Raw genomic sequence first — 12,929 nt, 5'->3', positions numbered from 1 at the left:
TACAAAATGAGTTTACCAAAAAGATATTTAATTACGAGTGCGCTTCCTTATGCCAATGGATTGAAACATGTGGGTCATTTGGCGGGTGCGTACATTCCGGCAGATATTTATGCCCGTTACCTGCGTGCACAAAAAAGGGATGTGGTGTTTGTGTGCGGCAGTGATGAACATGGAACTGCTATTCCTATCCAGGCAACAAAAGAAGGAACTACACCAAGAGCTATTATTGATAAATACCACGAAGCCATGAAGCAGGATTTTGAAGACCTGAGCATGAGTTTCGATATCTATCACCGCACAAGCGAACCCATTCATCACGAAACAGCACAGGAGTTTTTTACTTACCTCAATGATCGTGGTGAACTGGAAACAAAAGAAACCGAACAGTATTACGACGAAGAAGCAAAAACATTCTTAGCCGATCGTTATATAAAAGGTACTTGCCCTAACTGCGGCAGCGACCGTGCATTTGGTGATCAGTGTGAGAATTGCGGACGTACGTTAAGTCCGGATGAATTGATCAACCCGGTTAGTACACTGAGCGGTAAAGCACCGGTGAAAAAGAAAACATCGCATTGGTATTTGCCATTGGGCAAACACGAAGAGTTTTTGCGTGAGTGGATATTGAACGAACATAAAGATGATTGGCGTGCAACAGTTGTTGGTCAGTGTAAAAGCTGGATCGAAGGCGGTTTGCAATCAAGAGCCGTAACACGTGATTTGGATTGGGGTATTAAAGTGCCGTTGAAAGATGCAGAAGGAAAAGTGTTGTATGTGTGGTTTGATGCGCCGATCGGTTACATCAGCGCCACCAAACAATGGGCGCTCAACAATGGAAAAGATTGGGAACCTTACTGGAACGATAAGGACACGAAATTGGTTCATTTTATCGGAAAAGATAATATCGTATTCCATTGCATCATCTTCCCGATCATGTTGAAGCTGCATGGAAATATTTTGCCAACCAATGTTCCTGCCAATGAGTTTTTAAATCTTGAAGGCGATAAAATGAGTACCAGTCGCAACTGGAAACTCGACATGCGTGATTACATCACCGATTTTGTGAAGAAAGAAAACGGCGGTGGACAAACAGTTGACATGCTGCGTTACTACTTAACACAAATTGCTCCTGAAACAAAAGACAGTGAGTTTATGTGGAAAGGTTTCCAGGATGCAGTGAACAGCGAGTTGGTGAGCATTTTCGGAAACTTTGTGAACCGCACATGGGTGCTGATGCATAAACTCTGCGGCGGTAAAGTACCGAAGCTGCATGAAGAGTTATTGGATGATGAAGACAGGAAATTGATGGCAGAAATTGAAAATGCAAAAGCGAAAGTTGAAAATCTGTTGGAAGAGTATAAGTTCCGTGATGCATTGTTTGAAGTGATCGATCTCAGCCGTAGGGGTAACCAGTACATGCAGAAGAAAGAACCGTGGATCGTTGCCAAACAATTAGCTGAAAATCCGGAAGCACAAAAGAGCATTGATAATACCATGCATTTGTGTTTGCAGTTAAGTGCAAACCTTGCTATTCTCATCAACCCATTTCTGCCTAACACCGCAAAGAAAATGATCGGTATGATGAAGGTGGTAGAGAAAATGCTTGATTGGGAAAATGCAGGTAAGTTGAAACTGCTGAGCGTAGGTTATACATTGCGTGCACCCGAACTGTTATTCAGAAAAATTGAAGACGATGAGATAAAATACCAGGTGGAGAAACTGAAGTCTGGACTTGTAAAACCTGAAACAACAACTACAAAAGTGGAAGAAGCAAAATCTGAAACCGCTAATCTGAAATCTGAAATTCAATTCGACGATTTCGCAAAGATCGATCTGAAAGTAGGGACCATTGTTACAGCAGAGAAAGTGGAGAAAGCTGATAAGCTCTTGAAACTTTCTATTGATCTTGGTTTTGAAACAAGAACTATTGTAAGTGGTATTGCACTTCATTTCAAACCTGAGGATATCGTGGGCAAACAGGTAGTGGTGGTTGCCAATCTTGCTCCACGTAAAATGCGTGGTATTGAAAGCAACGGAATGATCTTAATGGCAGAAGATAAAGAAGGGAAGCTGCATTTTGTTTCACCCTCAACAGTCATTAATCCGGGTGCCGGCGTAAGTTAATTTTGTTAATTCAAAAAAATGTTCGGTTATTGTTCTTGTTTTAGAACCGTAACCGAACATTTTACGTATAAGGCTGTTGTAGAATACTATTACTAAGAAATAAACGGTTTAATTCTATATTTGTTAAACAACAACATTCTTTGTTTTCTGCTGCAACATATAATGAAAGCGAACTGGTAAGCCGCCTCACAGGTGGCGATCAGCAGGCAATGGCCGAACTCTATGATCGTTTTTCAGGAGCAATACTTGGTATTATCATGAAGGTGATTACCGATCAGGCCACCGCCGAAGATGTGTTGCAGGAATCGATGCTGAAGATCTGGAATAACATTAAAAGCTTCGATACATCCAAAGGCCGTTTATTTACGTGGATGATCAATATTGCACGTAACCAGGCCATTGATAAAACACGTTCCAAAAATTTTAAGAACAGTTCGCAAAACTCATCCATCGATGATTCCGTATATGTAAGCGAAACTGTTCCTGCTGTTGGAGCAAGTGTAGATACAATGGATGTTCAAAACTGGCTTTTACACCTGCCCGAAGAAAACCGACAGTTGATGCATCTTGCTTATTTCATGGGCTACACTCAGGAAGAAATCAGCAAAGCGTTAAACATGCCATTAGGAACAGTCAAAACCAAAATCAGGAATAGTTTAATTGTATTACGAAAAAAACTAAATGTAACCTGACGTGGATCTGAGTTGTATCATACAATCCGGTGACCTCGAGCTTTATGTTCTTGGTATGCTTCCTCCCGAAGAGGCAGGCAAGATTGAAGCTTTGTGTAAACTGTTTCCTGAAATTCAACAGGAAGTAGATGCGATTGCCGCTACTTTTGAAGCAGGCGCAATGCAAATGGCCGTAACACCATCGGCCTCTGTAAAAGAAAAATTAATGGCTTCGCTTCCTGCAAAAGCAGGAATGGTTGCAGAGGAGACACATGCAGCCAAAGTGGTAGAGATGAAGCCGGTTGCTGCTCAACGTTCTGCTTTCAGCAAATTGGCAATTGCAGCATCATGGATCTTGTTGCTGGTTACAGGAGCAATCGCTTTCCTTCTTTATAACAATAACGAACAGCTTACCGATGAAGTTGCAAAACTTCAGCAACAAACCGCAAGCTTCGATGAGCAGGTTGCTCAACTCAATCAAAAAGTTTCTTCTTACGAACTATATCGCCGCTTAAAATCGGATGCATCCATGACTTCTGTAATGCTGGCATCAGTAAAGCCTGATGTAAAGCAACAGGCCGAAATATTATGGAATAAAGCAACAGGCGAATTGTATATCGATCCTTCTTCCTTGCCGCCTGCACCTAAAGGCAAACAATACCAGCTCTGGTTTTTGATTGATGGACAGCCAACCGACGCAGGTATGATCAGTTTAACGGATGTTGCTTCTATTCAGAAAATGAAGCAAACAAAACCAGGTGCACAAATGTTTGCCATTACCCTCGAAGACGAAGGTGGTAAACCAACTCCTGACTTAACTGCTTTGGTTGTGGCAGGCAAAGTGAGCTGATCTCTCCTTTAAAAATTTTGCTGTTAATTTCTTTTCAAGTGTTTCCTGAAATAGTAATTCGTATTATCTTCGATGAAAATAGTTGCATAGCTAACTAATTTTTTGCTCACAGATTGCACGGAAAAACACTGATGGATATTAACGACTTGACATATAAAATTCGTGGATCTATTTTCCAGGTGCATAACACACTTGGTCCCGGGCTTTTTGAAAGCGTATATGAAGCCGCTCTCGCTTACGAATTGGTTCAGCAAGGATTACAAATAAGAACTCAAGTCGGAATTCCTGTAAGTTATAAAGAAGTGCATCTGGAGATGGGTTTCAGGTTAGATATCCTTGTGGAAGGATTAGTGATTGTAGAAATTAAATCCGTTGAGAAATTAATGGATGTACACAAAAAACAATTGCTCACTTATCTGAAACTTACAAACACAAAAATTGGTTTGCTGGTAAATTTCAATGCCGCAAACCTGTTTGATAGAGAAAATTTGATTCGAATCATTAATTAACACGCAGTTTATGTACAGCATCTGTGCATATCTGTGAAATCAGTGAGAGACATGAAAAGAACGATCAAAAAAGTTGCCGTCTTAGGTAGCGGTGTAATGGGTAGTCGTATTGCCTGTCATTTTGCAGGAATCGGTTTGCAAACCTTGTTGCTCGATATGGTGCCGAAAGGTTTTGAAGAAAGTACAAAACCTGCAGAGCGCAATAAACTGGTGAACGATGCATTGACGGCTGCCATTAAAAGCAATCCATCGCCTGTGTATACCAAAGATGTGATAAAGAAAATCACTACCGGCAACTTCACCGATAACATGAAAGATATTGCCACCTGCGATTGGGTGATTGAAGTGGTGGTGGAGCGATTAGATATTAAGCAACTCATTTTCGAACAGGTAGAAAAATTCCGCAAGCCTGGTACGTTGATCACTTCCAATACATCCGGTATTCCCATCAGCATGATGGCTGAAAGAAGAAGCGATGATTTCAAAAAACATTTCTGCGGCACACACTTTTTTAATCCGCCACGCTATTTGCGTTTGCTGGAAATCATCCCCACAAAATATACCGATCCATCTGTGGTTGATTTCTTAATGAACTACGGCGATCTCTATCTTGGTAAAACAACCGTATTGTGCAAAGACACACCTGCATTTATCGCCAACCGTATTGGTGTGTTTGGGATGATGTCGATTATGAATTTAATGGACAAGATGAAATTGAATGTTGATGAGATCGATGCATTGACAGGTCCAATCATAGGCAGACCAAAATCTGCAACCTTCCGTACGGGTGATGTGGTTGGTTTGGATACATTGGTGAAAGTGGCGAAAGGTGTTGCAGAGAATTGTCCGGATGATGAAGCGAAAGAAATTTTTGCAATTCCAACATGGCTCAACAAAATGATCGAGAACAACTGGCTGGGCGATAAAACCGGACAGGGTTTCTTTAAGAAGAGCAAAGGTGCTGGTGGTGAAAAAGAAATTCTCACACTCAACCTGCAAACAATGGAGTATGCTCCACGTGTGAAGCCAAAGTTTGGCAGTGTGGATGCAGCAAAACCAATTGATGATCTTAAGACAAGATTGAAAATGCTGTGCAGCGGCAGCGATAAAGCGGGAGAATTTTATAAACAGTTTCATTATAGTTTGTTCTCGTATATCTCACATCGTATTCCGGAGATCAGTGATGAGTTGTATCGTGTAGATGATGCAATGATGGCTGGTTTTGGTTGGGAAATCGGTGCATTTGAAAGCTGGGATGTGTTGGGTGTTGCAAAAACAGTTGATGCCATGAAAGCTGCTGGTTATAAAGTTGCAGCATGGGTTGATGAAATGATCGCAAGTGGAGCAGCAAGTTTTTACAAAGTAGAGAACAACAAACGGGTTTGTTACGATCCTGCAAGTAAATCGTACAAAGTAATTCCGGGTGGCGATGCATTTATTGTGATGAAGAATTTCGAGAACCAGACTGTTTGGAAAAATGCTGCTTGCCGTACTTATCATTTAGGCGATGATGTATTAGGTCTTGAATGGAATACAAAAATGGGCAGCATTGGTGGTGAAGTATTGGAAGCTATTCAGAAATCAATTGCATTGGCAGAAGATAAATACAAAGGCTTGGTGATTGCAAATGATGCAGCACAGTTCAGTGCCGGTGCCAATGTAGGCATGATCTTTATGCTGGCCATTGAACAGGAGTATGATGAACTGGATATGGCCATTCGAATGTTCCAGAATACGATGATGCGTGCACGCTATTCATCGATACCAGTAGTAGTTGCTCCACATGGTTTAACATTGGGTGGTGCATGCGAATTGAGTTTACATAGTGATAAGGTTTGTGCTGCTGCAGAAACCTATATTGGTTTGGTTGAATTAGGTGTTGGTTTAATTCCCGGCGGTGGTGGTACCAAAGAATTTGTATTGCGTGCAGCCGATGAAATGCATGAAGATGAACCCGAAACTATCACACTCAAGAATCGCTTCTTGTCAATCGCAACAGCTAAGGTTGCCACTTCAGCGAAAGAAGGATTTGAAATGGGCGTGTTCCGCAAAGGATTGGATGAAGTGGTGATGAACCAGGGCCGCAGAATTGCAGAAGCAAAAAAATCAGTGATCGAAATTTTTGACAGCGGTTATGTTGCACCTGCACAACGCAGTGATGTAAAAGTGTTGGGTCGCTCTGCATTGGGTGCATTGCTTGCGGGTATCAATGGCATGCGTACTGCAGGTTATGCAACCGAACACGACAGCGTAGTAGCAAAGAAATTAGCGTATGTGATGTGCGGCGGTGACTTAAGTGAACCAACTCTTGTAACCGAACAATATTTACTTGACCTCGAACGTGAAGCCTTCTTATCGCTTTGCGGCGAAAAGAAAACACTTGAAAGAATACAGAGTGTGTTGAAGGGTGGTAAGCCGGTACGCAACTAACAAAAGGAGCATACTGCAGACGAGTAAAAAATGTAATTTTATAGGGCCATCGATTACCGATGGCTTTTTTAGTAAGAAATTATGAAACATCTTTTCGTTTTTATTTTCGTTGCTTTCCTCATTTCTCCTGCTTATTCGCAAACAGATTTTTCCGGTGTCTATGGAAAAAGAGAACCATTATCAAAGGAAATGCGTGAGTTTTTCAAGGAACAAAAACCCGTGTCAGATGATTTTGGATATGATTTGAAACTTATTTTAAAAAAAGTAAGTGGATTCAGATACAAGTTCTGGTTGTATGTAAATAAAGGATTTCCGAGTTATAACAGCGGGCAGATTGATGGATTCGTAGAGTTTAAAGCTGATTCTGCTTTGTACTTGTTGTCGGATTCAATCTATGGTGGTTGTAAGTTGCTATTCAAGAATAAGGAGAGTTCTTTTTTTGTAGAACATGATTATGAGTACGGTGGCTGTGGATTTGGTGCAAACGTTACAGCTCATGGTACATATCCGTTGAAAAGTAGGTTGGTAAAAACAAACGACATTAAAAGTGTTTATCAGTTTGAAGTAGAGGAGCTGATAATCAAAAATGCGAAAGCCTTTATTTATAGTACTGCAACTGAAAAGCAACCAACTAAACAGTATTTTATTAAAGGCGATAAGATTTTGAACATAACAGAACAAGAAGACCGGATCTATACCGAATACATTTCAGCAAACGGGAAATTTATTTCTGGATGGATTAATAAAGGAGATATTCAATAGAAATAATGGCACTCGCTCAACTCATACAGTCCTCCAAGCAACTCATCATTTTTTCTCACTTCCATATTTATGGTGATGTAGCTAATGAAACTATTGCAAAAAACATCGGCGATGATATTGCCTGTCATTGGAACGAACCAAATGCCTCCATCAAATACAAAGATGACTGGTACAAATTGATCTTCGATATCAAAGCTGTTTACAATCCGCAGTTAAAGCCCGAAGATGTTTGGTACAACACCGATCCAAAATTGTTTTTCTTCCGCATTGAAGAATACTCACCATTGGATATTTCATTTGTGGATGGAATTGGCAGCAACACAGGTTTTTTCAAATTGGCAAACCTGTTGCAAACATCAACAACTGCAGCACATGAATACGGGCATATGCTGGGTTTGGTTCATCCCAAAGATCTTGATATTCGTGGTGCAGGAATACCCGGTATCATGTATCCGAGAGGAACAATTTGCGATCCGCAATTTCAATACAATCCGGTAGTTACAGCAGGTACAAATGGAGGTACACTCGATCCACGGCACCGGAAAGTTTGTATGCATGATATTGAGTTGCTGAAACTGCACAAGCTTCGTTTTAATGAAAGAGGTTTTGCCGTTCTTGGAGATTTTACCAGTATTTATCATCCGAAATACGAAGCAGCCAAATAAACAGTTATTTTTAAAGATCATTTATCATCACAACTAAATCTATGAGCGTATTACAGGTTCAGGATCTCAAAAAAACATACGGAAAAATACAGGCACTCAAAGGTGTATCCTTTGAAATACCCGAAGGTGCAGTGTTTGGTATACTCGGTCCAAACGGCAGTGGCAAAACAACCATGCTTAGTATTATTCTCGATGTACTAAATGCCGACAGTGGTTCATATTCATGGTTTGGACAACCTGCTTCACCCGATTTAAGGAAGCATATCGGTTCGTTATTGGAAACGCCTAACTTTTATCATTACTTATCGGCTGTAAATAATTTAAAGATCACTAACAGTATCAGCGGCCGTGGTGATGCAGCCGCAATTGAGGCGGTATTGCATAAAGTGAAGTTGTATGAACGCCGTGACAGTCGTTTCAGCAGTTACAGTCTCGGTATGAAACAACGGTTAGCCATAGCCGCAGCTTTGCTCGGCGATCCGCAGATATTAGTGCTTGATGAACCAACTAATGGATTAGATCCTGTTGGTATCATGGAAATTCGTGAGTTAATTATTGAACTCAGTAAGAAAGGGCATACCATCATTATGGCCAGTCACCTGCTCGACGAAGTAGAAAAAGTTTGTACACATGTAGCCATTTTAAAAACAGGTACATTAATTACATCGGGCTCTGTGGAAGATGTGTTGGTTGATGAAGATATTGTTGAAATAGGGGCTGCAGATTTAGAACAATTGAAACATGTTTTGAGCAATTACCCGGGCGCTACCTCTACCACATTCAATGCGCAAACAATACAATTGCATTTTCCAAAAGGTACAGCCAGTGCAGAAGCCATGAATCGTTATTGCTTCAATAACGGCATTGCGTTGCAATATCTTTCTATTAAGAAAAAGCGATTGGAAGAACGATTCTTTGAACTTACTAACAATTAACCTTATCAATTCAAAAAATATATGCTTCACTTACTGCGAACAGAGTGGCTTAAATTAAAGAACTACCCCGGCTTTTGGTGGCTCATGGGCATGACGGTTTTATCGTACCCGGGCATTAATGGCATGTTTTATTTTGTTTATAAAACAGAAACAAGCAATTCCAAACAGGCTGCTCAACTGTTGAAAATGCTGTTGGGAAATCCATTTGAATTTCCGGAAGTGTTCAGAACGGCAGCTTTTTTATCTTCCTGTTTTGTTACCGTGCCTGCACTATTGGTGATTATGCTTATTACCAACGAATACACTTATAAAACAAACCGCCAGAATGTGATCGATGGCTGGAGCAGAAATGAATTTCTGATTGCTAAGTTTTTTAATGTAGTTATTATTTCGTTGATAGTAGCAGCACTTTACAGCATTGTAACGTTAAGCATCGGTTTTATTAATACTGGTGCAGATGTGAAAGATAAATTTCAACTGGCGAATTATGTTGGCTTGTTTGCATTGCAAACATTTGCTCAACTGACATTTGCATTTCTGTTAGGCCTTCTGATCAAACGGGCATTCATTGCATTAGGTGTATTTATTTTTTATAAAATTCCTGTCGAAAATATTTCGGCAGAGCTGCTGAAAAAATATGTGCATCCCGAAGCCGGTCGTTTCCTGCCTACAGAATCTTCTGATTTGTTAACGCCGGTTCCTGCTTTTCTCGGCAGGTTTGACCCTAAGGTGTACGATTATTCACTGAGTATTATCAACCAGCAAGTGTTTATCACCATTGCTTACCTGTTAATTTTTTGGGGATTGGTTTTCTGGATTTATAAAAAAAGAGATTTGTAATATGAACAAGCGTATTGGAACTGTGCTGTTGATTTTATTTTTGTGCCAGTCAATTTCAGCACAAAATATTACTACGGTTATTAAAACCGAAGCATTGAAAATGGCAAGGGCTCTTGCTGCATTGGATATTGAAACGTATTTAACATATACGTATCCAACACTCGTGAGTGATAAAGCAAGTAAAGAGAAAATAAAACAAGGCATCGACTCGGTTGAAAAGTATAAAAAGCAGTATGGGATAAAAGTAAAATCGATACTGGTGGGTAATCCTTCGAAGGTGGTTACGCATAAAAAGATAATGCAATGCACCTTACCACAAACAATGACAGTTGAAATAATGATGGGTACTGTTGAAACGGAAACAACACTCATCGGTTTATCGAACGATGGTAAGAAATGGTATTTTGTTGATGCGATGCTGTACAAACAAAACGAAAGCAAAGCAAAACTTCCGGAGCTTAGTCCCAACCTGGTTATACCACCTATGAAGCAACCGGTAATGAAACCTGCAGAGTCGAAGAATTAAGCGATCAGTTCATTCAGTGCAGCATCAATTGTAGGATACAAAAAGCTGAAACCATTTTGGCGGATTTTGTCTGCACTTACGTAGGTGCTTTTAAGCACTTCAATACTCATTTCTCCCAGCACCAGTTTTAATGCAAATGCCGGAACAGGAATAGTAATAAAGGCATTTCCTTTTATTTTTTTAGCAATGGCAACAATCAACTCCTGATTAGAAACAGGGTTGGGAGCCGCTGCATTAAATACGCCTGCAAGTTGTTTATTCTCTATTGCATATTCGTACATCCGCACAAGATCGAGCACATGCACCCAGCTGATGATTTGTTTGCCGCTGCCGAGTATTGTTGCAAAGCCGAACTGTATTGGTCGTTTAAATTCGGTAAACGCAGCCCCCTCATTGCTTAGTACAATACCTGTACGCAGTTTAACCAACCGGATGCCTAACTGTGTAACAGGTTCAATACTGCTTTCCCATTCAAAGCAGGTAGTACCTAAAAAATCGTTACTGTGCTGGTCGGTTTCTGTAAAAGCTGTTCCTTTATCGGGCCCATACCAACCAATACCTGAAGCACTGATGACGGCCTGCACTTTATTGGGTATACGGGTTAATGCATCAACCAACAGGGCACTGCTTTGCACCCGGCTTTGTTTAATTTCTTCTTTACGTTTTTTACTCCAGCGTTTATCGGCCACGCCTGCACCTGCAAGGTGAACAATATAATCTGCCGCAGAAATAGCAGCTTCATCAATCATTCCTTTTTCAGGATTCCATTGCCTGTACGTTATCGAATTGTGTAAACTGTTTTTTTCTGCTCGGGATAGCACAATAATGGCATGACCTTTGGCGATTAAGTAATGAGTAAGCGCCTTTCCTATTAAACCTGTTCCGCCTGTAATACAAATGGTTGCCATATTGTTTTATGAGATATGAATGTGTAATTTCATTTTTAAACGCATCTTAACGACGAATTGTTCGCTTTCAACGTAATTTTAAATATGAACCACCGAAAAGATATGAAGATGATGAAAACTTTTGTTTTGCCGTTTCTTTTTTTGTTGGGTGTTGTTACAGTAAATGCACAACGTATTTACTATTCCGAACCCGACAGGGATGATTTACGTTCGCTCAAGTTTGAAGTAATGGGCAAGTATGGCGCAAATTACCTGGTGTATAAAAATATCCGCAGCCGTCATTTTATTTCGGTGTACGATGCAGATATGAAACTGAAGGATAAAGTGGAACTCGATTTTATCCCGGACAGGGCAATTAATGTAGATATGTTTTCGAACCCCGAACATTCAATTGTTATTTATCAATATCAGAAGAAGAATGTGGTGTATTGCATGGGTGTTAAAATAGACGGCAGTGGAAAGAAAATAGGCGAACCCTTAGAACTTGATACCACCGAAGTAAGCATCTTCAGTGATAATAAAATTTACAGCACCATCATCAGCGATGATAAACAGAAACTGATGGTGTTTAAAATGAAGAATAAACAGCGGGATGATTTTCATATTCAAACATTGCTGTTAAGCCATAACCTGATGCCGATAAGAAGAGGAGCGTTTGGCTACAGTCTTGAAAATTCAAGAGAGTCAATTGCGGATTTTTATCTGGATAATGAAGGAAACTTCCTCTTCAGTCATGTTTCAAGGCCTGCACAACGTGAGTACATCAACGAAGCGAAACTGGTAATGCTTCCTGTATACGACGATACAATCCGTTCGTTTAAACTTACACTGGATAAAGTTTTTCTTGACGAATTGCGTATTAAAGTAGATAACTCAAACGGCCGTTACATTCTTACATCGCTTTATTCCAAATCTCGCAGAGGTAATGTTGATGGATTGTTTACTGCTATTGTAAATAAAAATCTTACCGGCCAGGATGTAGAAAAAGCAATTGAATTTGATGATGATTTTCGTGCTTTGGCAAAAGGCGAAAACTCCAGCAGGTATGCCTTTAACGATTATTTTCTGAAGCATATTATTGTTAAGAAAGATGGAGGTGTATTGATTACCGGCGAAAACACCTACGGCAGTTCAAGAGGCAGCAATTACAACCGCTGGGATAATCCGTGGATGTGGGGCAACTCATTTTATCCCGGTCGCTATTATGGTTGGAGCCCTTACAACAACTGGGGCTGGGGTGGCTTTGGCGGCTGGAACTCGCCTTATGGCTGGAACACGCCGCAGCAAACAAGATATTATACCGATAATGTGTTGGTGATTTCCCTCGATAAAGATGCTAACCTGCAATGGGATAATGTGATGGCAAAATCGCAGTTCGATGATAATTCGGATAACCTGCTCAGCTACCAGATCATGAACTCAGGTGCAGAGCTCTTATTTCTTTACAACGAGTGGAGCCGCAGATCGCCATTGCTCAATGCACAGTCACTTGGTCCCGATGGTAGAATAAACAAAGAACCACCGTTAAAAAGTTTAGACAAAGGCTTTGAGTTTATGATTCGCTTTGGTAAGCAGGTAAGTGCAAGAGAAATGATTGTGCCCTGCATTATCCGCAACTCATTCAGCTTTGCACGTATTGAGTTTTAATTGATCAAGGAAAATAATCATACCGGGGTTCAACGATCCCGGTATTTTTTTTGGTTAAATCG

General features: G+C 40.4%; 12 protein-coding genes. 11 read left to right on the top strand and 1 reads right to left on the bottom strand.

Annotation, left to right across the window (positions count from 1 at the left end):
* Window positions 1-6: 6 nt before the first annotated feature.
* The 10 genes from metG (at window position 7) to ESA94_RS06195 (ending at window position 10,312) form a co-directional block, all read left to right on the top strand.
* Window positions 7-2,124 (top strand): methionine--tRNA ligase, encoded by a 2,118-nt coding sequence (gene metG / locus ESA94_RS06240; protein ID WP_129129967.1) that lies wholly within the window; start codon window positions 7-9, stop codon window positions 2,122-2,124.
* A 140-nt stretch (window positions 2,125-2,264) separates the two neighbouring features.
* Window positions 2,265-2,816, top strand: a complete 552-nt coding sequence (locus ESA94_RS06235) for an RNA polymerase sigma factor (protein WP_129129966.1) — start codon at window positions 2,265-2,267, stop codon at window positions 2,814-2,816.
* A 1-nt stretch (window position 2,817) separates the two neighbouring features.
* The gene (locus tag ESA94_RS06230; protein ID WP_129129965.1) at window positions 2,818-3,645 is read left to right on the top strand and encodes an anti-sigma factor; all 828 of its coding nucleotides are present in this window, start codon (window positions 2,818-2,820) and stop codon (window positions 3,643-3,645) included.
* A 131-nt stretch (window positions 3,646-3,776) separates the two neighbouring features.
* A complete protein-coding gene (locus ESA94_RS06225) occupies window positions 3,777-4,154 on the top strand; it encodes a GxxExxY protein (protein ID WP_129129964.1) in 378 nt (125 codons plus the stop codon).
* A gap of 51 nt (window positions 4,155-4,205) precedes the next feature.
* A complete protein-coding gene (locus ESA94_RS06220; RefSeq protein ID WP_129129963.1) occupies window positions 4,206-6,584 on the top strand; it encodes a 3-hydroxyacyl-CoA dehydrogenase/enoyl-CoA hydratase family protein in 2,379 nt (792 codons plus the stop codon).
* A gap of 81 nt (window positions 6,585-6,665) precedes the next feature.
* Window positions 6,666-7,346: a hypothetical protein gene (locus ESA94_RS06215; RefSeq protein ID WP_129129962.1), complete on the top strand. Its 681-nt coding sequence runs from the start codon at window positions 6,666-6,668 to the stop codon at window positions 7,344-7,346.
* Window positions 7,347-7,351: 5 nt separating this feature from the next.
* A complete protein-coding gene (locus ESA94_RS06210) occupies window positions 7,352-8,011 on the top strand; it encodes a peptidase M10 (protein WP_129129961.1) in 660 nt (219 codons plus the stop codon).
* 41 nt (window positions 8,012-8,052) lie between these two features.
* Window positions 8,053-8,946 (top strand): ABC transporter ATP-binding protein, encoded by an 894-nt coding sequence (locus ESA94_RS06205; protein ID WP_129129960.1) that lies wholly within the window; start codon window positions 8,053-8,055, stop codon window positions 8,944-8,946.
* A 21-nt stretch (window positions 8,947-8,967) separates the two neighbouring features.
* Window positions 8,968-9,786 carry an ABC transporter permease gene (locus tag ESA94_RS06200; protein WP_129129959.1) on the top strand — a complete coding sequence of 273 codons (819 nt, stop codon included), beginning with the start codon at window positions 8,968-8,970 and terminating at the stop codon, window positions 9,784-9,786.
* A 1-nt stretch (window position 9,787) separates the two neighbouring features.
* Complete coding sequence (locus ESA94_RS06195; protein ID WP_129129958.1) at window positions 9,788-10,312, top strand: hypothetical protein; 525 nt, start codon at window positions 9,788-9,790, stop codon at window positions 10,310-10,312.
* Here ESA94_RS06195 and ESA94_RS06190 read toward each other — a convergent pair.
* Entirely contained in the window at window positions 10,309-11,220 is a 912-nt protein-coding gene (locus tag ESA94_RS06190) for a TIGR01777 family oxidoreductase (RefSeq protein WP_129129957.1), read from the bottom strand. The two genes, ESA94_RS06195 and ESA94_RS06190, sit on opposite strands and share 4 nt — an antisense overlap.
* 108 nt (window positions 11,221-11,328) lie before the next feature.
* On the opposite strand from ESA94_RS06190, the gene ESA94_RS06185 reads away from it, so the two are divergent.
* Entirely contained in the window at window positions 11,329-12,867 is a 1,539-nt protein-coding gene (locus tag ESA94_RS06185) for a hypothetical protein (RefSeq protein ID WP_129129956.1), read from the top strand.
* Window positions 12,868-12,929: the final 62 nt, after the last annotated feature.

The sequence above is a fragment of the Lacibacter luteus genome (genome assembly GCF_004118265.1).
GTDB lineage: Bacteria > Bacteroidota > Bacteroidia > Chitinophagales > Chitinophagaceae > Lacibacter > Lacibacter luteus.
Note: the sequence above shows the minus strand (reverse complement) of the source record. Positions and strands in the feature narration are given on the sequence as shown.

Coding starts and splice junctions, on each gene's coding strand:
- metG (WP_129129967.1), top strand. CDS start 7: ATGAGTTTACCAAAAAGATATTTAATTACGAGTGCGCTTCCTTATGCC.
- ESA94_RS06225 (WP_129129964.1), top strand. CDS start 3,777: ATGGATATTAACGACTTGACATATAAAATTCGTGGATCTATTTTCCAG.
- ESA94_RS06220 (WP_129129963.1), top strand. CDS start 4,206: ATGAAAAGAACGATCAAAAAAGTTGCCGTCTTAGGTAGCGGTGTAATG.
- ESA94_RS06215 (WP_129129962.1), top strand. CDS start 6,666: ATGAAACATCTTTTCGTTTTTATTTTCGTTGCTTTCCTCATTTCTCCT.
- ESA94_RS06210 (WP_129129961.1), top strand. CDS start 7,352: ATGGCACTCGCTCAACTCATACAGTCCTCCAAGCAACTCATCATTTTT.
- ESA94_RS06205 (WP_129129960.1), top strand. CDS start 8,053: ATGAGCGTATTACAGGTTCAGGATCTCAAAAAAACATACGGAAAAATA.
- ESA94_RS06200 (WP_129129959.1), top strand. CDS start 8,968: ATGCTTCACTTACTGCGAACAGAGTGGCTTAAATTAAAGAACTACCCC.
- ESA94_RS06195 (WP_129129958.1), top strand. CDS start 9,788: ATGAACAAGCGTATTGGAACTGTGCTGTTGATTTTATTTTTGTGCCAG.
- ESA94_RS06190 (WP_129129957.1), bottom strand. CDS start 11,220: ATGGCAACCATTTGTATTACAGGCGGAACAGGTTTAATAGGAAAGGCG.
- ESA94_RS06185 (WP_129129956.1), top strand. CDS start 11,329: ATGATGAAAACTTTTGTTTTGCCGTTTCTTTTTTTGTTGGGTGTTGTT.